Origin of the sequence: Fulvimarina manganoxydans (genome assembly GCF_900176465.1) — a bacterium.
Taxonomy (GTDB): Bacteria; Pseudomonadota; Alphaproteobacteria; order Rhizobiales; family Rhizobiaceae; genus Fulvimarina; species Fulvimarina manganoxydans.
Genome location: NZ_FWXR01000020.1, coordinates 32,511 through 53,733 on the forward strand (window position 1 = coordinate 32,511; position 21,223 = coordinate 53,733).

The window sequence follows — 21,223 nt, forward strand, 5'->3', positions numbered from 1 at the left end:
GCTTCGTTCCAAGACGGCGGCCCGATCTCTCATCGGAATGCCAAATCGCGCAGGAAGAGTGCGATCGGTGGATAGATGATCAAAAGCGCACTGACCATCAAGAGAATGACGACAAAGGGCGGCGTGCCTCGGATTACGTCGATATAGGGTCGCTTGAAGATCGCGATCGCGGTGAAGATATCGCAGCCGAAGGGTGGCGTCGCCGAGCCGATCGCGACCTGCAGCGTGATGATCGTGCCGACCAGCACCGGATCAAGGCCGAGTCCGTCCACCAAAGGCGCGAAGATCGGCACGAGAACCAGGATCACGACGATCGGATCGACGAACATGCAACCGACGAAGAAGGCGATCGAGATCGCGATCAGAACCGTATAGGGGCCGGCTTCGGCGAGGCCCAATCCTCCGAGGATCGCTTGCGGAATCCGCTCGAAGGAAATGACCCAGGAAAAGGCCGCGCCGGCGGCGACGAGGATGAAGACGACGGCCGTGATGAGGCCGGTCGACTTGGCGATGTCGAAGACGTCCGACAATTTGAGAGACCGGAAGATCAGCATTTCCAGAAGGATCGCATAGCCGACACAGACCGATGCAGCCTCGGTCGGCGAGAAGATGCCCCCGTAGATGCCGCCGACCACGATCAGCGGGAAGCCAAGGGGCCAGACGGCGCCCGCGACGGCCTGCATCCGCTCGTTCCAGCTCGCCTTCGGCTCGGTCGGAATGTCGTTGATCCGCGCATAGACATAGGCATAGGCCGAGAAGAGCAGGAGGATCAAAAGCCCCGGACCGACGCCTGCGATGAAGAGCTCCGAGATCGATGTGCCGGAGACGACGCCATAGATGATCATGGCGATCGATGGCGGGATCAGCATCGCGATGTCGGACGAATTGATGATTAGCGCGAGGGTGAAGCTGTCCGAGTAGCCGGATTTCAGCATGCGCGGGCGCAAAGGACCACCGATCGCGACGACCGTCGCCTGGGTCGAGCCCGAGACGGCGCCGAACAGCGTGCAACTCGCTGCCGTCGCGACGCCGAGACCGCCGCGCACATGGCCGACGAAGCGCATCACCATATCGATTAGCCGGTCAGCGGACTGGCCTTTGGTGATGATGTCGGCTGCGAGAATGAACATCGGCACGGCGATGAGGGCCGAGGGACGGATACCGGCCAGCATCTGCTGGATCATGATGTCCGGCGGGATCGGCAGATAGATGAGGAAGCCGATCAGCGTCGCCGCGATCAAGGGCACCATCATCGGGAAGCCGAGGAGAAGCAGCACGATCATCGTAACGATCATCGCCGTAGCCATATCAGGACTCCTCTCTCGTCTGGTGGGCTTTAAAAAAATGGTCGGAGCAAAACGGAAGGGCGGGCGAAGCCGCCGAGCGGCAGGGCTTCGTCACAGCTGCGTCTCCGTGTCTTCGTAGGAATCGACGACGGTGACGGAGAGATAGACGTCCGGCCGCGTGAGATTGACGAGAGCTGTCAGGACATACTGGATCCCGGTGATCATGAAGCCGAGAGGCAGCCAGACCAATGTGAGGAAGATCGGAACCTGCGTCACTGGCGCGATACGGCCGGTCCCATAGACGCTGTAGACATATTCGAAGGAATACCAGGCGAGTAGAAACATGATCGCGCCCGTGATCAGCGCGATCGCGACCATCAGGGCTTTGCGAAGCTTATCGGGCAGCTCGTCATAGATCGCGGACATGCGAATATGGCGCCCATGACGCGCGGCAAAGCCTACACCGGCAAATGTCACCAGGATGACGAGAAACTGGTTGAGTTCTTCGGAGAAATAGAGGCTTTGACCGAAGATGAACCGGCCGATGACATTGGCGACTGAATTCACCGCCATTGCAAGAATGCCGACCGTCAGGACGGCTGCCTCGAACATGGCGACGCCTTTATCGAGAATGCCGAGCGGCTTCAGGACACCGGTAAAGGCGGCTGCCGTTTCGCTGGCCGGCGAGTCGGTCGTCACGCTCGTTTCGGACGAGGCCTGCGAGGGATTATCCGCATTGGGGTTTTGCGCGGCGCCGCGTTCCTGACCGTCTCGATCTTGCATGGGCGAAGGTCCCGAATGACTCCGTAGGGCGAATGCCGGGCCCGCATGATTGACACGAAGCCCCGGCAGAAATTGCTAAGAAGCGCAGGAACATGGCTCTGCCCGCCCGAGAAAGCGGGCGCGGCGGCAAAGCTATCCTGCGGTATCGGGCCTTCGTTCAGTCGGCCCGATCTTCGAGGGCGAAGGGCTTTGACAAGCCCCTCCCCGCTGCCGGCTGGCTGACCAGCCGGCCTTAGGATAAACGATCAGTTGGCGCTGGAAGCCTTGGTTTCCTCGCTCGCCGCAGCGCTGTCGCTGGAGCCCTCCGACGCGCCGCCACCCTCGACGCGCGCCTTGGATGCCTCGATATCCTTCTCGAAGCCGTCGAGCACTTCCTTGCCGCTCTCGCCGGTCAGCTCGACATATTTCTGACGGACCTTCTCGGCGGCCTGGCGGAACGGCTCACGCTCCTCGTCGCTCAGGCGCGTCACCGTGATGGACGGCTTGGCTTCCTTGATCTTCTCAAGCGACTTCTCTGTCAGGCCCTTCTGATAGTCGATGATGTAGTCATAGGCCTGATCGGCCGCCGTCTGCACCAACTTCTTATCCTCGTCCGACAGGCCCTGATAGAAGTTCAGGTTCGCCGCGACTGCGGTCGTGAAGGTGTTGTGCCCGGTGAAGGTGATGTAGTCGGTCACCTCGTACATCTTCGTGGATTCCACGAAGAACATCGGGTTCTCCTGACCCTGGATCATGTTGAGCTGCAGGGCGCCGAAGACCTCGCCCCAGGGAAGCGGCGTCGGCGTCGCGCCGAACTGGTTGTAGGTCTCGACCAGAAGCGGCGTCGTCATGACACGGAACTTGACGCCGTTGAGGTCCTCGGGCGCCTTGACCTCTTCCTTGGTGGTCATGACCACCTCGCCTTCGGGGAACATGTCGATCAGCTTCAGCTGCTGTTGCTCATAGAGAGCGGCCAGCTTCTCGTTGATGGTCGACGATGTCTTGTAGAAATCCGCGAGGACGTCCGGGTTCTCCGGGAGCGTATAAGGCAGGAGGAAGACCTGCAGTTCGGGGATCAGGCTGCCGGTGAAGCCCGGCGACAGATCGACGAACTGGATCGCGCCCATCTGCGCGAGCTCCGTCGTATCGGCCGACTCGCCGAGCGTGCCGAACGGATAGATCGAGACGGTGTGGTCGGAATTGGCCTCGACATATTCCTTGAACTTGGTCGCATAAACGCCCTGAACTTCTTCGAGCGCTTCTTCGATCGCGTATTTCCATTCGTCGGCGGACGCCGCTCCAGCGGACAAGGCCAGCGTCGCCGTCGTGGCGAGGGCCGTTGCGATCATGCGGCTGCGGGTCGAAAGGGTCTTGCGGGTCATACGGTCGTCTCCTTGATTTTTGCGTCTTGGGTTGAACCGGGTGAGCGCGATGCCAGCCCGACTGGCGGCTGCCCCTCAACGAAAAGAGGCGCCACCTGGGTATGTCGTGGAGTGCTAGGAGGGAGCAAAAGGCCGAATGTGCCGGCCAGTGTCGAAACGCTTCAACAGCGCGAATGGCTGTCGTTGGCGTTGCCACGATCCATGATCGAGAGGCTTGGACAAGCGCATTGCCAACGCGGCTGGCGCCGAGCTGACTGCGTTGCGGCTTCGAAATGCTTCGTCGTGAAGCGGCTGATCCAAGTTCGTTGGGCCTTCGAAATGGGTCACTCCTTGTCTGCGGGAATAATGGTTGCGCATGGTCACCATGCTGTCGAGCGAACGATCGCCTATAGACCCGATCCTCTGCAGAGGATTTTCCTGGCAAATCGCCGAATTTCAAAAGAAGTGACGCATTAATGGGCATGCCTACCAGATCGGCGTCATGCTAGCTTCATAACGCTGAGCCGGATCGGAATTGCAGGACCTCGGAGTCTTGCGTCGATCTCGGCGTCCAGCGCCCCCATCATCCGACATGCCGCCGGCCCCGGAGCCTAAAGCCATGACCGCCGAATCCATCTTCGAGGCCTCTCGCCTTGTCTTTGAGCGCCAGCAAGCGCCGCGGATCGGTCTCGTGGCGCTGTCGACCGATCGCACCAGCGAGCGCGACTATGCTCAGCTTCTGGCCGAAACGGGTGTCGAGTTGGTGGTGAACCGCGTCCGCTTTGCCAATCCCGTGACGATCGAAAACCTCCTCGCCATGGCTCCGTCCTTCACGGCGAGCGCCGAGATGCTCCTTCCGGGCGAGTCGCTCGACGCGGTCGCCTTTTCATGCACTTCGGCATCCGTGCTGATCGGTGACCACAAGGTCGCGGAAGCGTTCGGCGCGGCAAAGCCTGGAGCAGCCATCGTCACCCCTCCGCTCGCCGCCGCCGAAGGTCTGAAGGCGCTTGGTGCCAAGCGCATCAGCCTTCTGACGCCCTATAGCTTCGCGGTTAGCCGACCGATGGCCGCCTATTTCGGCACGCACGGTTTCGAGGTCGACCGGCTGACCGCGTTGGAGATCCAGTCGGATACAGCGATGGCCGAACTTAGCCCGGACAGCATCGTGGACGCGGCCGTCGAGGCCGTGTCGCCAGAGGCCGACGCCCTTTTCATTTCATGCACCGCCTTGCGTTCGGTGTCGGTCGTGGATCGCATCGAAGAGAAGATCGGCCGGCCCGTCGTGACATCCAATCAGGCGGCGGTCTGGCGTTGCCTTGCCGCTTGCGGCGCCCTGCCGGGCCGTTACGCGCCGGGACGGCTTTTCGCCCAGCGCCCCATCAGCCTCGATTCGGCGGCCTAAGGCTTATCGGCCTGAGGCTTGCCTCCCACGACACCCAAACCCGGCCAACCTATCTCATTGGTGCGAAGCGCATGATGGATGCGACCGACATTGGCATCGACGATATCCGGGCAGCGGCCGAGCGAATTGCCGGCCATATCCGCCGAACGCCCGTCGATCTCTCCGAGGCTTTGAGCGAGCGGATGGGCGTGCCCGTCTGGCTGAAGCTCGAACACCGTCAGATGACTGGTGCCTTCAAGCTGCGCGGCGCCACGAATGCGGTTCTCTCGTTGGCGGAGGGGAAGGCACCAGCCGGGGTCTCTTGCGCATCGACCGGCAATCACGGCCGAGCTCTTGCCCATGCCGCCCGCGCCGCCGGTCTTTCCTGCATCGTCTGCATGTCGAGGCTCGTTCCCGCCAACAAGGTCGAGGCGATCCGCCGGCTCGGCGCCGAGGCCCGGATCGTCGGCCGGTCCCAGGACGACGCGCAGGAGGAGGTGAACCGCCTCGTTGCCGAAGATGGTTTTGCCGACATCCCACCTTTCGACCATCCGAAGATCATTGCCGGTCAGGGGACGATCGGGCTGGAAATGGTGGAGGACGTCCCCGACCTCGACACGGTCCTGATCCCTCTTTCGGGCGGCGGTCTCGTGGCTGGGATCGCAAAGGCAGTCAAAGCGCTGAAGCCCTCAGCCCGCATCGTCGGCATCTCCATGGCGCGCGGTGCTGCCATGCATGCAAGCCTTGCGGCTGGACGACCTATAGCGGTTGAGGAACTTCCGACATTGGCCGATTCGCTCGGCGGCGGGATCGGGCTCCAAAACGCCCACACCTTTCGGATCGCCCGCGAACTCCTCGATGACGTCGTGTTGCTCTCGGAAGAGGAAATCGCCGCCGGGATTCGTCACGCCTACGAGGTGGAGCGCGAGATCGTGGAAGGCGCGGCGGCTGTCGGGATCGCCGCGCTTCTGGCCGGAAAGCTGAAGCCGACGGGACCGACCATCGCCCTTCTGTCCGGCCGCAACATCGCAATGGATCTGCACAAACGCGTTCTCGACGGCGCCAACGGCCTGGACGAGGATAGCGGCGCGGCTTTGATGGAAACCGAGGGAGGCGCGATCTGATGCCCGATATCCGTATCGTGACAGAGCGCGACTTGCGCGATCTCGTTCCCCTCGACTTCGACGCTATCGCTGCTGTCGAGGACGCTTTTCACGCATTGGCGACGAAGCCTGTCGCCATGCCTCCGATCCTGCGGCTCGATATCCCCGAGCATCGCGGCGAGGTCGATGTGAAGACGGCCTATGTGCCGGGTCTTTCGGGCTTTGCCATCAAGGTCAGCCCCGGCTTCTTCGACAATCCCAAACTGGGCCTGCCAAGCGTCAACGGCCTTATGATGCTCTTGTCAGCGACTACCGGTCTCGTGGAAGGGCTGTTTCTCGACAATGGCTATCTGACCGATGTGCGCACGGCTGCCGCCGGTGCGGTGGCGGCCAAACATCTCTCGCATCAGGATGCGCGCCGCGTCGCGATCTTCGGTGCTGGCGTTCAGGCAAGGCTGCAGCTCGAAGCCCTGAAACTCGTTCGCCCGATCAAGACGGCCGTGATCTGGGCGCGCGACCCTGCCAAGGCGAGCGAGGCGGCAGACATGCTCTCCGCCGAACTCGGCCTCGACGTCCGAGCCATTGCCGATCCGGCGCAAGCCGTCGCCGAAGCCGATATCGTCGTCACGACGACACCGGCCGAAGCGCCGATCCTCATGGCGGACTGGCTGAGACCCGGCCAGCACCTCACGGCGATGGGATCGGACGCCGAGCACAAGAACGAAATCGATCCCCAAGCGATCGCCATGGCTGACCTCTATGTCGCCGACAGCCTTGTCCAGACGCGGCGCCTCGGCGAATTGCACCACGCCATCGCGGCCGGGCTCGTATCCGCCGAAGCCGGCTTTGCCGAGCTTGGACAAGTGGTGGCCGGACTCCACCCCGGCCGCCCTTCGCCTGACGCCGTGACCATCGCCGATCTCACTGGGACCGGCGTCCAGGATACGGCGATCGCTACCCTAGCCATGTCCCGCACCGTTGCGAACGATCGCGGCGCCCGTTTCACCAGCTGACTCTTTCAAAGGCCCGCCATGCGCGATCCGAATCTGAAATTCACCCGCGAGGAATATGCCTCTCGTCTCGCCAAGACGCGGCGCGCCATGGAGGCGGCGGGCATCGAGCTCCTTTATGTCTCCGATCCGTCCAATATGGCCTGGCTGACGGGCTATGACGGCTGGTCCTTCTATGTCCATCAGGGCGTTCTCGTGCCGCCCGAGGGCGAGCCGATCTGGTTCGGCCGGAAGCAAGACGCCAACGGCGCCAAGCGCACCACCTATCTGCGCCACGACAATATCGTCGGCTATGCCGATCATTACGTTCAATCGAGTGAACGCCATCCGATGGACTATCTCTCGACGGTGATCACCGATCGCGGATGGGGCCATCTCGCGGTCGGTGTCGAGATGGACAATTACTGGTTCTCGGCCGCCGCCTACACCTCGCTTCAAACCCATCTGACGACCAATCGCTTTCTGGACGCGACCGGTCTCGTGAACTGGCAGCGGGCGGAGAAGAGCCCCCAGGAACTGGAATATATGCGCGTTGCCGGGCGCATCGTCGGCAAGATGCATGAGCGCATCCTGGCCAAGGCCGAACCGGGCATCCGCAAATGCGATCTCGTTGCCGAGATCTGGGATGCGGGCTTGCGCGGTGTCGACGGCTATGGCGGCGACTATCCGGCGATCGTGCCGCTTCTGCCCTCTGGGCTCGACGCGTCCGCGCCGCATCTGACCTGGGACAACCTGCCCATGCAGCGCGGCGAAGGCACCTTCTTCGAAATCGCGGGCTGCTATAACCGCTATCATTGCCCGCTTTCACGGACCGTCTTTCTCGGCACGCCGACGCAGGCCTTTCTCGATGCCGAAAAAGCGACATTAGAAGGTATGGAAGCCGGGCTCGAAGCGGCAAAACCGGGCAACACTTGCGAGGACATCGCCAACGGTTTCTTCGATGTCCTTCGAAAATATGGGATCGAGAAGGACAATCGCACCGGCTATCCGATCGGCCTGTCCTATCCGCCGGATTGGGGCGAGCGGACGATGAGCCTTCGTCCCGGCGACAAGACCGAATTGAAGCCCGGCATGACCTTCCATTTCATGACCGGCCTTTGGCTGGAGGATATGGGGCTCGAAATCACCGAATCGCTCGCCATCACCGAGACCGGGTACGAACTCCTAGCAAACGTGCCACGCCAGCTCTTCGTAAAGGACTGAGTTGCGAGCAATGTCCGGCGAACACGATCTACCCCCCTCGCCCATCTTCGCCACCGTCGATTTCGAGCGCGACGGGGCGCAGCATGGCTTTCTGCGCCTGCCCTATAGCCGGGACGACTCGGCTTGGGGCTCGGTTCTGACCCCGATCACCGTCGTCAAAAATGGCGACGGGCCGACGGCCCTTCTGACCGGCGGCAATCACGGCGACGAATATGAAGGGCCGATCGCGCTGTTCGATCTCGCCCGCAGCCTTGCCCCAGACGCGGTCACCGGTCGGGTGATCATCGTTCCTGCCCTCAACTATCCGGCCTTTCGTGCCGGAACCCGGACTTCGCCGATCGATCGGGGCAATCTGAATCGCTCTTTTCCGGGAAGCCCGACGGGAACGCCGACCCAGAAGATTGCCGACTATGTAACCCGCGTTCTTCTACCTAAGGCCCATTACGTTCTCGACTTTCACTCGGGCGGAAAGACACTCGATTTTCTGCCCTTTGCCGCGGCCCACATCCTCGACGACAAGGCGCAGGAAGCGGCCTGCTTCGCGGCGGTTGAAGCTTTCGGCGCTCCCTATTCCGTCAAGATGCTGGAAATCGACGCGGTAGGCATGTTCGACACGACAGCCGAGGAGCGCGGCAAAGTCTTCGTTACGACAGAGCTCGGCGGGGGCGGCTCAGCCACCGCCCGCTCTGTCGGCATTGCCCGAAGGGGGATCGACGGCTTTCTCAAACATGCCGGCATTCTTTCCGACCCGGCCGAGATCAGGCCAACCCGCTGGCTCGACATGCCCGGCGCCGATTGCTTCACCTTCTCCGAAATCGACGGCCTGTTCGAGCCGCTGGTCGATCTTGGCGACAGCGTAACCAAGGGACAAAAGATCGCGCGCGCCTGGCCCGTCGACCGGACCGGAGTCGAGCCCTTCGAATTCTGGGCCAAGATGGACGGCGTCCTCGCAGCCCGGCATTTTCCCGGCCTCGTCAAGGCCGGCGACTGCGTCTCCGTGATCGGCGTTCTGGAGGATTGAACCTCGGCGAGCGACCGCATAACCTTCGCTTAACGGGCCAGCAGTAACACAGCTGCTGTTCCGTTTTCCCAAGAGCGATCGCAGCCAGCAAAAAACAAAAGGCCAGATGCGAACGCACCCGGCCTTTTGTTGATTGTGTCCAACTTCAAACGAACGATGCCCGCTTTTGCAGACATCGTTCGGCGGCTGGCAAAGCGATGCGTCAGGCGGCGGCCGAGACGGAGCCTTCGGCGCCGGTCGGAACTTCCGAGATCGTCTTCAGAACCTGCGAGGCGATCTGGTAAGGGTCGCCCTGGGAGTTCGGGCGGCGATCTTCAAGATAGCCCTTATAGCCATTGTTCACGAAGGAATGCGGCACGCGGATCGAGGCGCCACGGTCTGCGACGCCGTAGCTGAACTTGTTCCACGGGGCCGTCTCGTGCTTTCCGGTCAGACGCAGATGGTTGTCCGGGCCATAGACGGCGATGTGGTCTTCAAGGTTCTTCTCGAAAGCGCCCATCAGAGCCTCGAAATAATCCTTGCCGCCGACTTCTCGCATATATTTGGTCGAGAAGTTGCAGTGCATGCCCGAGCCGTTCCAGTCCGTGTCGCCGAGCGGCTTGCAGTGGAACTCGATGTCGATGCCGTATTTCTCGGTCAGGCGCAGCAGCAGATAGCGCGCGAGCCAGATCTCGTCGGCGGCCTTCTTGGAGCCCTTGCCGAAAATTTGGAATTCCCACTGGCCCTTGGCCACCTCGGCATTGATGCCTTCGTGATTGATACCGGCGGCAAGGCACTGGTCGAGATGCTCCTCGACGATCGTGCGAGCGACATCGCCAACATTCTTGTAGCCGACGCCGGTGTAATATTCACCCTGCGGAGCCGGATAGCCTTGGGCCGGGAAGCCGAGCGGGCGTCCGTCCTTGTAGAAGAAATATTCCTGTTCGAAGCCGAACCAGGCGCCATCGTCGTCGAGGATGGTCGCGCGCATATTCGAGGAATGCGGCGTGACGCCGTCTGGCATCATCACTTCGCACATGACGAGGACGCCGTTGGTGCGGACCGGGTCGGGATAGACCGCGACCGGCTTGAGAACGCAATCCGAGCTATGGCCTTCGGCCTGCTTGGTCGACGAGCCGTCGAAGCCCCAAAGCGGCAGCTGCTCAAGAGTCGGGAAAGCGTCGAATTCCTTGATCTGAGTCTTGCCGCGCAGATTCGGAACTGGCGTGTATCCATCAAGCCAGATGTATTCGAGCTTGTACTTCGTCATTCATTCTCTCCTGTGAGCCTGCGGCCAGCACGAGGGGGCGTCCGTCTTCATCGTCCGGTGCGCCACGCCTTCTACACGACCATAAGCAAGCCGCATGCCAATATCGCTCGCAACGGGCTTCCCGATCTGGAGATTTCGCTCATATCAGAGGCAGGATTTCGGAACTTATATTGGATTCAATCACTTGATTTCAGCGCGGCGACGTCATGAGCGTTTGGATTTCGCGCTGTCCAGGCCACAGACAGCCAAATATTCTACGATCGGACTCATCTGCCGGGAAATAGGTGATGTATTTCTCAGCAAATTGTCTATCTTATAGGCATAAGCAGGACAGGGCGGTCTTGCCCACGCTATGAGCCAACGAAACAGAGGTTCGTCGCCACGCATTCAAGGAGAGGACGACGGTCATGAGAACGGATTTGCAGAGACAGACAGCCACGATCTACCAGTTCCCGCTCGGCGGGCGCTCTGGGCAGACGAAGGCAATGAACCGTCAGCCCGCTGAGGCCAAACTTCGTTCGGCCTCCCTGCAGCCCTGCATTGATTGGCGCGCGCCCTATCATGCCGAGGCCATCGATCAGGACGATCAGCGTCAGCACTGACCGAAGCATGGCGTCAGGCGCTTTCCGCGCCGGATACCCGGAAAAATGGAGCGCCCCCTTTGGCCAGGTCCCCTAGGGCGATTTTGATCAAGGGCCGCTAATGTGAGGCAGTCTGGCCTGCGGGGCGTGTGGTCTGATAGCTGAAAACGTCCTCGGTTTCCGGCGCCGTTTGCGAGGGGGATGTGCGGGGAAAGCGGTATTCATCGGCAACCCATTGCCGAGCGAGCCCTTTCCTCGGCTTTGACCGTCTACGCCTCTTGATCGTCCCACCTCAATCGGGTCTCTGCCCATGTGGCATTGAAGGGAGACCCGACCATGGAAGCTTCGCGCGACGTTCTGCGCCTCGTCGAAATCATGCGCGCGCTGCGAAATCCCAGCGGAGGCTGTCCGTGGGATCTTGAGCAGGATTTCGCGTCCATCGCGCCCTATACGATCGAGGAAGCGTATGAAGTGGCCGACGCGATCGAGCGGTCGGACCCCATAGATCTTTGCGAAGAGCTCGGCGATCTCCTTTTGCAAGTGGTCTACCATTCACAAATGGCGGCGGAGAAAGGCTGGTTCGATTTCGACGACGTGGTGGAGGGCATCACCCGAAAGATGATCCGTCGGCACCCCCATGTTTTCGGCGATGCCGAGGCTCGGTCTGCAGGTTCGGCCAAAGGGCAATGGGAGCGGATCAAGGCGGAGGAGAAAGCGGAGAAGGCCGCCCGCCGGGCTGAATTCGGGACGAGCGAGAAGCCCGAAGCCTCATCAGCCCCATCACCACTTTATCTCGATGACGTTCCTAGCGTGTTTCCGGCCCTGACTTTGGCGCTGAAAATCCAGAAGCGAGCCGCGAAAGTTGGTTTCGACTGGAATGATCCGACGCCGATCGAAGCGAAAATCGACGAGGAGCTCGGTGAATTCCGCCATGCTGTTGAGACGGGAACATCGCGGGAGCAAGAAGCCGAAATGGGCGATCTTCTCTTTTCCGTGGTCAATCTCGCGCGGTATCACGAACTCGACCCGGAAAATGCGTTGCGGATCACGGTGAGAAAGTTCCGGGATCGCTTCGCTTATATCGAACGGGCGCTTGTGCGAGACGGCCAAACATTGCAGTCAGCAACGCTCGATGAGATGGACGCCTTGTGGGTCGAGGCGAAGGGGGCGAGCCGGGCCGCAAGCGCTGAGGAGTGACGCGTGAGGCGAACCGCACATGAGGGCATGGGGACAGCATCCCGGCTCGGCAGGATGCTGGATTGTCAGGCGCTCGCCCGCTGTTCCGCCAGAGCTTTGAGATCGGCCGCCTTCAATTCCACCGATTCTCCACAGCCGCAGGCCGAGGTCTGATTGGGATTGCGGAACACGAAGCCGGAGCGGATCACCGTCTCTTCGTAATCCATCTCGGTTCCCAGCAGGAACAGCACGGCCTCCGGCGCGACGAAGACTTTCGCGCCATCCTGCTCGATGCTGTCCTCGTTCGGCTTGGCCTCAGTCGCGAGATCGATCGTATATTCCATGCCGGCGCAACCGCCCTTCTTGACGCCAACGCGGATGCCGAGCGCATCGCCGCCCTTCGACGCGACGATCGACTTCACGCGATCCGCAGCGGCATCGGTCATGGAAAGAACGCTGAAGCGGCCCATATTACAGCCCCCTTATGACTGCGAAAGTGTGTCGTGGTCCATTCGAACTGAGCCCAATGTGGGCCTTCCGGCGCCGACAAGCAAGGCGATGGCGAAAGACGTCACGGCCTCGGATCAGCCTTGGAGGTTTCGCCAAATCCGCCTTGTCGCCAGCTCGCCCACATGGCCATCGGGATCGATGAAATAAAGGCTCTCGCCACGCTCTGGGGACCACGCGACTTCACTTTCGACACCGATTTCGAGATCGCGGAGGCGCTGACGCCACCAATCGACGGCGTCGTCCGCAATAGCCAGCGCGAAATGAATGGGTCCACGTCCGTCATGGGGTGGGATCACGCCCCCAGGCAGCTTCACGGGCTCGAGCGTGCCGCCCTGCCGAAAGAGGATGAGCGCCGATGCGTCCGGCAGACGGAAAACGCAGATCCGCTCCTCATCGACCACCGGATCGATATCCAGCAGACGACGATAGAAGCCGCGCGCTCTGCCCAGATCCGTCGTGTAGAGGCAGGTCTCCAGAAGTCCGCCGATCATCGCCGCCACGTGAGACCTGCCTTTTCCAAACGTTGCTGTGAGCCTGCCAATCGGCTCGGCCGATCGCTAGCTAGCGTCCAATTGTCAGAACCAGCCGACCGCAACCTGAGCCTCTTCGCTCATGCGCTCAGGAGTCCAGGGAGGATCGAAGACGATCTCGACCTTCACCTGGCCAACGCCGTCCACGGAGCCGACGGCATTTTCCACCCAGATCGGCATCTCGCCGGCCACCGGGCAGCCCGGCGCGGTCAACGTCATTTCCACATCGACATTGCGGCTGTCATCAATGTCGATCTTGTAGATGAGTCCGAGTTCATAGATGTCGGCTGGAATTTCCGGGTCATAGACGGTCTTCAGAGCGCCGATGATGTCGTCGGTCAGACGCGAGAGTTCCTCAGGTGGGATCGCGGACGTCGGTGCGCCGTCGCCAGCGGCCATGGCCATGTTGGCGGCTGCCGTGTCGTCGGTCTTGATGTCGCTTTGATCGGTCATCGAATTCCTTACGCGAAGAAGCGTCGCGCCTTTTCCAGCGCCTCGGCGAGGCGGTCGACTTCGGCCATCGTGTTGTACATACCGAAAGATGCCCGGCATGTGGAGGTCGTCCCGAAACGCTTCAAGAGCGGCTGGGCGCAATGGGTGCCCGCGCGCACGGCAACGCCCTCCCGATCAATGACCATCGACACGTCATGGGCGTGGATACCCTCGATATCGAACGATACGATCGCGCCCTTGCCCGGCGCTTCGCCATAAATGCGCAGCGCGTTGATTTCCTTCAGGCGCTGATGGGCATAGGCGCCGAGTGCCGCCTCATGGGCGGAAATCGCCTCGCGTCCCACCGAGCTCATATAGTCCAGCGCCGCACCAAGGCCGATCGCCTGAACGATGGGCGGCGTTCCGGCTTCGAAGCGATGGGGCGGGGCGTTGTAGGTGACGCCTTCCTCGGTCACTTCGACGATCATCTCGCCGCCACCATTGAAGGGACGCGTCTTATCCAGCATCTCGCGGCGGCCATAGAGAACGCCGATCCCGGTCGGGCCATAGACCTTGTGACCGGTGAACACATACCAGTCGCAACCGATATCCGCGACGTCCACGGGGAGATGCACGGCGCCCTGGCTTCCGTCCACGAGAACGGGAATTCCCTTGAAATGAGCGAGTTCAGTGACCGCCTTCACGTCGACGACGGTGCCGAGAACATTCGACATATGGGTGGTCGCGACGAGCTTCGTCCGCGGCGTGATCGCCTTTTCGAAGGCTTCGACGTCGACGGACCCATCATCGGCCACTGGCACGAAGACGAGCCTGGCGCCCTTCTTCTCGCGGATGAAATGCCACGGAACGATGTTCGAGTGATGCTCCATCTGGGTGATGACGATCTCGTCGCCCTCCCCGATCTCGTTCATGCCGTAGCCATAGGCGACGAGATTGATCGATTCCGTCGCCGAGCGGGTGAAGACGATCTCGTCGCTGGAGCCGGCGTTCAGAAAGGCGCGGACGCTCTCGCGCGCGCCTTCATAGGCTTCTGTTGCGGCATTGGAGAGGAAATGCAGCCCGCGATGCACATTGGCGTATTCCTCTTCGTAAGCGCGTCGAATACGGTCGATGACCTGTCGCGGCTTTTGGGCGGATGCGCCGTTGTCAAGATAGACGAGCGGCTTGCCGTAGACTTCCTTCGACAGAATCGGGAAGTCGCGACGGATCGCCTCGACGTCATAGGTGTCGGCGCGCGGTGCGGCGAGGGTCTCAGACGTCATAGGATATGAACTCCAGAAGGGTTCCGTCAGGATCGCGGAAGTAGACGCTCAGGCCTCGACCGAATGCGCCTTGGCGAAACACCGGACCCATTTCCACCGGGACGTTCTGTTCGGCGAGATGAGCCACGGCGTCGTCGATCGGGCCATGCCAGCGAAGGCAGACATCGCTTCCACCAGGCATGACCGGCAGGCGCGCCAAAGGCTCGGCCGCCTTGCCGGGCCCGTGGCAATTGAGCTGCTGCTCGCCGAAGCGCAGCGAGAAACCGACTTTGTCCGGCACGATCTCGGCCCCGCAGACACGCTCGTAGAAGGCGCCGGAGCGCTCCCAGTCCGAAACATGGATGACGCAGTGGTCGAGCGAAGTTTTCATGGGCCGATCCCGTCGTGTCGTCTTGTCAGGCGTGCGTGTCGAGCCAGGTGTCGATGCGGGCTTCGAGCGCCTCGACGATCGCTTCGTCTTCGAGCTCCTCGACGACTTCGCCGAGAAACGCCTTGACGAGAAGCGCGCGTGCCGTCGCCTCGGGAATGCCCCTGCTCATCAGATAGAAGAGATGATCGGCATCGATCTCGCCCGCCGTCGCGCCATGGCCGCACTGGACGTCGTCGGCGAAGATTTCGAGCTCCGGCTTGGCCGAGAAGTCGCCTTCGTCCGACAGAAGCAGCGAATTGCACGCCATCTTCGCATCGGTCTTCTGCGCGCCCTTGGCGACCTTGATCATGCCTTGGAAAACGCCGTGACCGCCGGTCACCACATTGCGGAACGTCTCCGTGGCCGTGGTATTCGGCACACGATGGTTCAGCGTCGTGGTGACATCCACATGCTGCCCATCCTTCAGGAGATTGGCGCCGCGAATCTGGACGTCGGCGCCCTCGCCCACGGTCTCGGCATGGACTTCGTAGCGCACGAGCCCACCACCGGCATTGAGGACGAAGAGCCTAAAAACCGCATCCGCGCCAATCGTCACGTTCAGCTGGCCGAGATGGCTCGCCTCGGCACCCTTTTCCTGATCGACGATCCACAGGACATTTGCGCGATCGGCGATGGTCAGAGTGGAAACTCCCGTCGACGGCGCTGGCGAGCCGTCGCCTTCCAGGCGCTCGACGAAGGTCGCGCTGGCGCCTTCGCCGACGCTCACCTGTGCGTAGAAATGGCTGTCCGAACCGGCCGCGGGACGCAACTCGATCGGCGTGTCGACCGACGTCTTGCTGCTCACCGCGATCTTCGCGCTCGACGCGCCGAAGGCCGCCGAGAGCGCGCGGATCGTATCGATCGACCGATCGAGATGGTTTGGCGAAGCCTGCCAATCCGCGACCGAACTCGACGATGTCGCCATGACGCCGTCGGGCAAATGGGCCGAGACCGGATCGTCCAGACAAATCACGACCGAATTGGCCAGCAGCGGTTCGAGGATCGCGTCGTCCCCGGCTTTCAGCGAGGCAACGGCCGCGTCGTCCTTTATCCGGCGCCCCACGAGGGCCCGCAGATCCGTATAATGCCAGGCTTCGACCTTGCGGGTCGGAAGGCCGTCGCGACGCAGGGCCTCGATCGCCGGACGTCGCGCATTCTCGTTCTCGCCACGCGCTTCGGCAAGCTGCAGAAGCTGTGTCTCCGCCGGCGTGCGGGTCTTCAATTCAGTCACGACGCTCATTACGCAGCCTCGTCGACGATCTGGGCATAGCCCTCGTTCTCGAGCTGCAGGGCAAGATTCTTGTCGCCCGTCTTGATGATCCGGCCTTTGTACAGGACATGGACCGTGTCCGGCACGATATAGTCGAGCAGGCGCTGATAGTGGGTGATGACCAGAAAGGCCCGCTCCTCCGAGCGCAGCGCGTTGACGCCATCAGACACGATCTTCAACGCGTCGATGTCGAGGCCAGAATCGGTCTCGTCCATGATGCAGAGCTTGGGTTCCAACAGCGCCATCTGAAGGATCTCGGCTCGCTTCTTCTCGCCGCCGGAGAAACCGACATTGAGCGGACGCTTCAGCATATCCGGAGCGATTTTAAGCTCTTCCGCCGAAGCCTTCACCTTTCGCATGAAGTCGGGGGTCGTCAGCTCGGCTTCGCCGCGCGCCTTGCGCTGGGCATTGAGCGCCGTCTTGAGGAAGGTCATCGTCGCAACGCCGGGGATTTCCAGCGGATACTGGAAGGCGAGGAACAGGCCGGCGGCGGCGCGTTCGGCCGGGTCCATCTCGAGGACGGACTCGCCATTGTAGAGGATATCGCCCTCGGTGACTTCGTAGTCCTCGCGGCCGGCGAGGATATAGGACAAGGTCGACTTGCCGGAGCCGTTCGGCCCCATGATAGCCGCGACCTCACCGGCCTCGATCGTCAGATTGACCCCGCGCAGGATCTCGGTGCCTTCGTCGGCGACGCGGGCATGAAGGTTCTTGATTTCAAGCATGGTCTCTGCTCGTCAGAGTGAGTTTCATAACGGTTTGCGAGGCGAGACAATCGTCTCTCTGCCTCGCTATCCAGGTCTTTTGTAGATTTGGCGCGCGTCGATGGCGCTATCAGCCCACCGAGCCTTCCAGGCTGATCCCGATCAGCTTTTGCGCCTCGACGGCGAACTCCATCGGCAGCTGCTGGATGACGTCCTTGACGAAACCATTGACGATCAATGCCACGGCCTCTTCCTCGGGAATCCCGCGCTGCATGCAGTAGAAGAGCTGGTCCTCGGAGATCTTCGACGTCGTCGCCTCATGCTCGAACTGGGCGGTGGCGTTCTTGGATTCGATATAGGGAACCGTGTGCGCGCCGCACTCCTCGCCGATCAGAAGCGAGTCGCATTGCGTAAAGTTGCGGGCATTCGAAGCCTTGCGATGGGCCGAGACCTGACCGCGATAGGTGTTGCTCGAATTCCCGGCCGAAATGCCCTTGGAGATGATGCGGCTCGACGTGTTCTTGCCGAGATGGATCATCTTGGTGCCCGAATCGATCTGCTGGCGCCCGTTCGAGACCGCGATCGAATAGAACTCGCCGCGTGAATTGTCGCCGCGCAGGATGCAGGACGGGTATTTCCAGGTGATCGCCGAACCGGTCTCGACCTGGGTCCAGGAGATGCGCGAATTGGCACCACGGCAGTCGCCACGCTTGGTGACGAAATTGTAGATGCCGCCCTTGCCGTCCTTGTCGCCCGGATACCAGTTCTGGACCGTGGAATATTTGATCTCGGCATCGCCGAGCGCGACGAGCTCAACCACCGCCGCGTGGAGCTGGTTCTCGTCGCGCTGGGGCGCCGTGCAGCCTTCCAGATAGGACACGTAGGAGCCTTCATCGGCGATGATCAGCGTGCGCTCGAACTGGCCCGTATTGCGCTCATTGATGCGGAAATAGGTCGACAGCTCCATGGGGCAGCGAACGCCCTTCGGGACATAAACGAAAGAGCCGTCGGTGAAGACCGCCGAATTCATCGTGGCGAAGAAGTTGTCCGAGATCGGCACCACCGATCCAAGATATTTCTGGACAAGCTCGGGATGCTCGCGGATCGCTTCCGAGATCGGCATGAAGATCACGCCGGCCTTCTGAAGCTCCTTCTTGAAGGTTGTCGCCACAGAAACCGAGTCGAAGACGGCATCGACGGCCACGCGCCCGCTATAGGAGCCCTCGGCCGGCGGCGTATCGGAATTGTCGTCGAATTCTGATGGCTCGTCCGCCTTGCGGACGCCAGCGAGGATTTCCTGCTCCTTCAGAGGGATGCCGAGCTTCTCATAGGTGCGCAGGATCTCAGGATCGACTTCGTCGAGCGAGGCCGGGCCGGACATCGATTTCGGAGCGGCGTAGTAATGGATGTCCTGGAAGTCGATCGGCGGATAGTCGAGACGCGCCCAATCCGGGCTCTCCATCGTCTTCCAGCGTTCGAACGCCTTCAAACGCCAGTCGAGCATCCATTGCGGCTCGTTCTTCTTGGTCGAGATCAGACGGATGATGTCCTCGTTCAGCCCCTTTGGAGCCACGTCCATCTCAATGAGAGTCTCGAACCCGTATTTGTACTGATCGACGTCGATCTTTCGAACGCGGTCGATCGTTTCCTGCACAGCCGGCATGTCAGTCTCCATACTCACCGGGATCAAGAGCCCGGGGACGGGGTGTCGCTTGCGCATACCGGAAAAGTCCCATCCGGTACACTTTGGAAATAGGAACGAAAGGGCGACGTTTTGAGCCCTCCCTTCGTTCCGTGTGGCTTGGTCGCAGCGCCGTCAGGCGGCGCGCCCGCTTGTCTCGGTCCTGCTTCCGCGAGCACGCATGGCCAAGCGGATATAGGCGTCAGCAAAGCTCGACAGCGCGTCTTTGCTCGTCTCACGGCCGATGCTGACCCGAATCGCTCCGTGATCAGCGTCCACATTAAGCCCGGCGCGTGAAAGCGCCGCCACTACATGGCTGCGTCCGATTTTGCCGGAGGAACAGGCTGAGCCAGCAGACACGGCGAAGCCACCGAGATCGAGACCGATCTGCACGGTTTCGGCCTTCAGCCCTGGATATGCGATGGAGGAGGTATTGGGCAGACGCGGTGCCGCCGCTCCCAGGATGACAAGGTCCGGCAGCGCGCCACGAAGATGCGCTTCCATAGCGTCGCGCTTGGTCGCCATCGCGCCATTGTCATTGCGCAGATCGAACGATGCGGCCCGCGCGGCCGCTCCAAACCCTGCGATCGCTGCAACCGGTTCCGTGCCTGAGCGTCGACCCTTCTCCTGCCCACCGCCTGGAATCAGCGGGTAAGGGCGCGTCCCCGTGTCGCGAAGGACGAGCGCGCCGACCCCCTTGGGTCCGCCGATTTTATGAGATGAGACGATCACGGCGTCGGCCCGGCAGGAAGCGAGAGAAAGCGGCATCCGGCCGACGACCTGAACGGCGTCGACGACCAGCCGGATATCGTGCCCCTCGATCTCGGTGGCGATCGCCTCGATATCCTGCAGAACACCAGTTTCAGAATTGGCAAGACCGAGCGCGAGGATCGCAGGCCCCGCGGACGAACACGCTTCGATCCACTCCCGAAGAACGTCGATCTTCACACGGCCCGCCGAATCGACAGACAACATCGTGACGGCTTCGGCGTTAAAATGCCCACCGGCGAGCATGGCGGCGTGATCGGTCTCGATGACGGCGAGCCTCGAATGGTCGACCCGATTGCCGCCGACCAGCCAATGCGGGGTCAGTGCCGTCGCGGTCGCCTCGCTCGCACCGCTCGTGAACGTCACCTCTCCGGGATTGCAGGCAAGAAGGTCCGCGAGCGCGCGACGGGCATCCTCGACGAACGCCCTCGCAGCCCGCCCCTCCGAATGAACGGAAGAAGGGTTCGCCGCATCGAGAGCCTCGATCACCATCGCGCGCGCCTCCGGCCTGAGGGGCGCCGACGCGTTGTAATCGAGATAATTTCGGCCCAAGCCTGCGCTCATCATCCCATCTTCTGCCGGCTTGTCTTGGCCGGGCGTTTAAATTTCTTGAAAACTGGATGGCCCGGCGACTACATAACGTCACCAAGGAACCGCAGTTTTGAACAGTTCTAAACTGCAAATTAAGAAGCCGACCCGGACGCGTCAAGGCGCTTCGCAAGCCGGCCCTCGTGCTCGGACAGGACTTAAAGAAAACCCTATGCCCGAAGTCATCTTTGCCGGACCTGCCGGCCGATTGGAAGGCCGGTATCAGCCGGCCAAGCAGAAAAACGCGCCGATCGCCATCGTTCTCCATCCGCATCCGCGCTTTGGCGGAACGATGAACAATCAGATCGTCTATCAGCTCTTCTATATGTTCGTCGAACGCGGCTTTACGACGCTGCGCTTCAATTTTCGCGGCATTGGGCGCAGCCAGGGCGAGTTCGATCATGGCGCCGGCGAATTGTCCGACGCAGCCTCGGCGCTGGACTGGATTCAGAGCCTGCATCCCGATTCGAAGGAGACATGGGTCGCCGGCTACTCTTTCGGCGCCTGGATCGGCATGCAGCTTCTGATGCGCCGCCCAGAGATCGAGGGCTTCTTTTCGGTCGCCCCCCAGCCCAACACTTACGACTTCTCCTTCCTGGCGCCCTGCCCGTCTTCCGGTCTCATCATCCATGGCGACAAGGATCGGGTTGCCCCTCCCAAGGATGTCCAGACGCTGGTCGATAAACTGAAGACGCAGAAAGGCATCGTGATCACTCAGAAGACGATGGAAGGGGCAAACCACTTCTTCCAGGATCAGACCGATCAGCTGATGGCCGAATGCGCGGAATATCTCGATCGGCGGCTTGCGGGCGAACTGTCCGATCCGCGCCCCAAACGCATTCGCTGACCGCCTTCTGCCGGCGCTTTGAGCGCATGGTCCGAAAGGGCCTCGACGAAAACACGATGCGCCGGGGC

General features: G+C 61.5%; 21 protein-coding genes. 8 read left to right on the forward strand and 13 right to left on the reverse strand.

The window, feature by feature from the left end:
• Positions 1–29: 29 nt before the first annotated feature.
• The 3 genes from B9A15_RS17645 to B9A15_RS17655 form a co-directional block, all read right to left on the reverse strand.
• A complete protein-coding gene (locus B9A15_RS17645; protein WP_084411851.1) occupies positions 30–1,307 on the reverse strand; it encodes a TRAP transporter large permease in 1,278 nt (425 codons plus the stop codon).
• A 90-nt stretch (positions 1,308–1,397) separates the two neighbouring features.
• Positions 1,398–2,069 carry a TRAP transporter small permease gene (locus tag B9A15_RS17650; protein ID WP_084411852.1) on the reverse strand — a complete coding sequence of 224 codons (672 nt, stop codon included), beginning with the start codon at positions 2,067–2,069 and terminating at the stop codon, positions 1,398–1,400.
• Between the two features lie 245 nt (positions 2,070–2,314).
• The gene (locus tag B9A15_RS17655) at positions 2,315–3,430 is read right to left on the reverse strand and encodes a TRAP transporter substrate-binding protein (protein ID WP_084411853.1); all 1,116 of its coding nucleotides are present in this window, start codon (positions 3,428–3,430) and stop codon (positions 2,315–2,317) included.
• 598 nt (positions 3,431–4,028) lie between these two features.
• Here B9A15_RS17655 and B9A15_RS17660 point away from each other — a divergent pair.
• The 5 genes from B9A15_RS17660 (at position 4,029) to doeB (ending at position 9,127) form a co-directional block, all read left to right on the forward strand.
• Positions 4,029–4,811, forward strand: coding sequence for an aspartate racemase/maleate isomerase family protein (locus B9A15_RS17660; RefSeq protein ID WP_084411854.1), 783 nt, complete (start codon positions 4,029–4,031; stop codon positions 4,809–4,811).
• Positions 4,812–4,882: 71 nt separating this feature from the next.
• Complete coding sequence (gene eutB / locus B9A15_RS17665; protein WP_170923349.1) at positions 4,883–5,914, forward strand: hydroxyectoine utilization dehydratase EutB; 1,032 nt, start codon at positions 4,883–4,885, stop codon at positions 5,912–5,914.
• Positions 5,914–6,906: an ectoine utilization protein EutC gene (gene eutC / locus B9A15_RS17670; RefSeq protein WP_084411855.1), complete on the forward strand. Its 993-nt coding sequence runs from the start codon at positions 5,914–5,916 to the stop codon at positions 6,904–6,906. Before eutB ends, eutC begins: the two co-directional genes overlap by 1 nt.
• An 18-nt stretch (positions 6,907–6,924) precedes the next feature.
• A complete protein-coding gene (doeA, locus tag B9A15_RS17675; protein WP_084411856.1) occupies positions 6,925–8,106 on the forward strand; it encodes an ectoine hydrolase DoeA in 1,182 nt (393 codons plus the stop codon).
• Positions 8,107–8,116: 10 nt separating this feature from the next.
• On the forward strand, positions 8,117–9,127 hold the full coding sequence (doeB, locus tag B9A15_RS17680; protein WP_084411857.1) for a N(2)-acetyl-L-2,4-diaminobutanoate deacetylase DoeB: 1,011 nt from the start codon (positions 8,117–8,119) through the stop codon (positions 9,125–9,127).
• A gap of 202 nt (positions 9,128–9,329) precedes the next feature.
• Here doeB and B9A15_RS17685 read toward each other — a convergent pair whose 3' ends face one another.
• The gene (locus B9A15_RS17685; protein ID WP_084411858.1) at positions 9,330–10,376 is read right to left on the reverse strand and encodes a glutamine synthetase beta-grasp domain-containing protein; all 1,047 of its coding nucleotides are present in this window, start codon (positions 10,374–10,376) and stop codon (positions 9,330–9,332) included.
• A gap of 407 nt (positions 10,377–10,783) precedes the next feature.
• Here B9A15_RS17685 and B9A15_RS17690 point away from each other — a divergent pair, with 407 nt between their 5' ends.
• Together B9A15_RS17690 and mazG are read left to right on the forward strand one after the other, a co-directional pair.
• Entirely contained in the window at positions 10,784–10,978 is a 195-nt protein-coding gene (locus B9A15_RS17690; RefSeq protein ID WP_084411859.1) for a DUF2735 domain-containing protein, read from the forward strand.
• Between the two features lie 315 nt (positions 10,979–11,293).
• Positions 11,294–12,154, forward strand: coding sequence for a nucleoside triphosphate pyrophosphohydrolase (gene mazG / locus B9A15_RS17695; protein ID WP_084411860.1), 861 nt, complete (start codon positions 11,294–11,296; stop codon positions 12,152–12,154).
• Positions 12,155–12,219: 65 nt separating this feature from the next.
• On the opposite strand, the gene sufA is transcribed toward mazG, so the two are convergent.
• From sufA to B9A15_RS17740, 9 genes are all read right to left on the reverse strand, one after another.
• On the reverse strand, positions 12,220–12,603 hold the full coding sequence (gene sufA, locus B9A15_RS17700; protein WP_084411861.1) for a Fe-S cluster assembly scaffold SufA: 384 nt from the start codon (positions 12,601–12,603) through the stop codon (positions 12,220–12,222).
• 114 nt (positions 12,604–12,717) lie between these two features.
• Positions 12,718–13,134 carry a VOC family protein gene (locus B9A15_RS17705; RefSeq protein ID WP_084411902.1) on the reverse strand — a complete coding sequence of 139 codons (417 nt, stop codon included), beginning with the start codon at positions 13,132–13,134 and terminating at the stop codon, positions 12,718–12,720.
• Between the two features lie 84 nt (positions 13,135–13,218).
• Positions 13,219–13,626, reverse strand: coding sequence for an SUF system Fe-S cluster assembly protein (locus B9A15_RS17710; RefSeq protein WP_084411862.1), 408 nt, complete (start codon positions 13,624–13,626; stop codon positions 13,219–13,221).
• A gap of 8 nt (positions 13,627–13,634) precedes the next feature.
• A complete protein-coding gene (locus tag B9A15_RS17715; RefSeq protein ID WP_084411863.1) occupies positions 13,635–14,888 on the reverse strand; it encodes a cysteine desulfurase in 1,254 nt (417 codons plus the stop codon).
• Complete coding sequence (locus B9A15_RS17720) at positions 14,878–15,258, reverse strand: VOC family protein (protein ID WP_084411864.1); 381 nt, start codon at positions 15,256–15,258, stop codon at positions 14,878–14,880. The genes B9A15_RS17715 and B9A15_RS17720 overlap by 11 nt, the downstream gene beginning before the upstream one ends.
• 25 nt (positions 15,259–15,283) lie before the next feature.
• Positions 15,284–16,537 (reverse strand): Fe-S cluster assembly protein SufD, encoded by a 1,254-nt coding sequence (gene sufD, locus B9A15_RS17725; RefSeq protein ID WP_084411865.1) that lies wholly within the window; start codon positions 16,535–16,537, stop codon positions 15,284–15,286.
• Positions 16,537–17,292 carry a Fe-S cluster assembly ATPase SufC gene (sufC, locus tag B9A15_RS17730; RefSeq protein ID WP_084411866.1) on the reverse strand — a complete coding sequence of 252 codons (756 nt, stop codon included), beginning with the start codon at positions 17,290–17,292 and terminating at the stop codon, positions 16,537–16,539. The genes sufD and sufC overlap by 1 nt, the downstream gene beginning before the upstream one ends.
• A gap of 109 nt (positions 17,293–17,401) precedes the next feature.
• Positions 17,402–18,934, reverse strand: coding sequence for a Fe-S cluster assembly protein SufB (gene sufB, locus B9A15_RS17735; protein ID WP_084411903.1), 1,533 nt, complete (start codon positions 18,932–18,934; stop codon positions 17,402–17,404).
• 153 nt (positions 18,935–19,087) lie between these two features.
• Positions 19,088–20,284, reverse strand: coding sequence for a cysteine desulfurase family protein (locus B9A15_RS17740; protein WP_084411904.1), 1,197 nt, complete (start codon positions 20,282–20,284; stop codon positions 19,088–19,090).
• A 196-nt stretch (positions 20,285–20,480) separates the two neighbouring features.
• Between B9A15_RS17740 and B9A15_RS17745 the strand changes: the two genes are divergently transcribed.
• On the forward strand, positions 20,481–21,155 hold the full coding sequence (locus B9A15_RS17745; protein WP_084411867.1) for an alpha/beta hydrolase: 675 nt from the start codon (positions 20,481–20,483) through the stop codon (positions 21,153–21,155).
• Positions 21,156–21,223 lie beyond the last annotated feature (68 nt).

Bases quoted from the DNA above. Each gene is read 5' to 3' on its own strand.
- B9A15_RS17645 (WP_084411851.1), bottom strand. From the start codon at position 1,307: ATGGCTACGGCGATGATCGTTACGATGATCGTGCTGCTTCTCCTCGGC.
- B9A15_RS17650 (WP_084411852.1), bottom strand. From the start codon at position 2,069: ATGCAAGATCGAGACGGTCAGGAACGCGGCGCCGCGCAAAACCCCAAT.
- B9A15_RS17655 (WP_084411853.1), bottom strand. From the start codon at position 3,430: ATGACCCGCAAGACCCTTTCGACCCGCAGCCGCATGATCGCAACGGCC.
- B9A15_RS17660 (WP_084411854.1), top strand. From the start codon at position 4,029: ATGACCGCCGAATCCATCTTCGAGGCCTCTCGCCTTGTCTTTGAGCGC.
- eutB (WP_170923349.1), top strand. From the start codon at position 4,883: ATGATGGATGCGACCGACATTGGCATCGACGATATCCGGGCAGCGGCC.
- eutC (WP_084411855.1), top strand. From the start codon at position 5,914: ATGCCCGATATCCGTATCGTGACAGAGCGCGACTTGCGCGATCTCGTT.
- doeA (WP_084411856.1), top strand. From the start codon at position 6,925: ATGCGCGATCCGAATCTGAAATTCACCCGCGAGGAATATGCCTCTCGT.
- doeB (WP_084411857.1), top strand. From the start codon at position 8,117: ATGTCCGGCGAACACGATCTACCCCCCTCGCCCATCTTCGCCACCGTC.
- B9A15_RS17685 (WP_084411858.1), bottom strand. From the start codon at position 10,376: ATGACGAAGTACAAGCTCGAATACATCTGGCTTGATGGATACACGCCA.
- B9A15_RS17690 (WP_084411859.1), top strand. From the start codon at position 10,784: ATGAGAACGGATTTGCAGAGACAGACAGCCACGATCTACCAGTTCCCG.
- mazG (WP_084411860.1), top strand. From the start codon at position 11,294: ATGGAAGCTTCGCGCGACGTTCTGCGCCTCGTCGAAATCATGCGCGCG.
- sufA (WP_084411861.1), bottom strand. From the start codon at position 12,603: ATGGGCCGCTTCAGCGTTCTTTCCATGACCGATGCCGCTGCGGATCGC.
- B9A15_RS17705 (WP_084411902.1), bottom strand. From the start codon at position 13,134: ATGATCGGCGGACTTCTGGAGACCTGCCTCTACACGACGGATCTGGGC.
- B9A15_RS17710 (WP_084411862.1), bottom strand. From the start codon at position 13,626: ATGACCGATCAAAGCGACATCAAGACCGACGACACGGCAGCCGCCAAC.
- B9A15_RS17715 (WP_084411863.1), bottom strand. From the start codon at position 14,888: ATGACGTCTGAGACCCTCGCCGCACCGCGCGCCGACACCTATGACGTC.
- B9A15_RS17720 (WP_084411864.1), bottom strand. From the start codon at position 15,258: ATGAAAACTTCGCTCGACCACTGCGTCATCCATGTTTCGGACTGGGAG.
- sufD (WP_084411865.1), bottom strand. From the start codon at position 16,537: ATGAGCGTCGTGACTGAATTGAAGACCCGCACGCCGGCGGAGACACAG.
- sufC (WP_084411866.1), bottom strand. From the start codon at position 17,292: ATGCTTGAAATCAAGAACCTTCATGCCCGCGTCGCCGACGAAGGCACC.
- sufB (WP_084411903.1), bottom strand. From the start codon at position 18,934: ATGCCGGCTGTGCAGGAAACGATCGACCGCGTTCGAAAGATCGACGTC.
- B9A15_RS17740 (WP_084411904.1), bottom strand. From the start codon at position 20,284: ATGAGCGCAGGCTTGGGCCGAAATTATCTCGATTACAACGCGTCGGCG.
- B9A15_RS17745 (WP_084411867.1), top strand. From the start codon at position 20,481: ATGCCCGAAGTCATCTTTGCCGGACCTGCCGGCCGATTGGAAGGCCGG.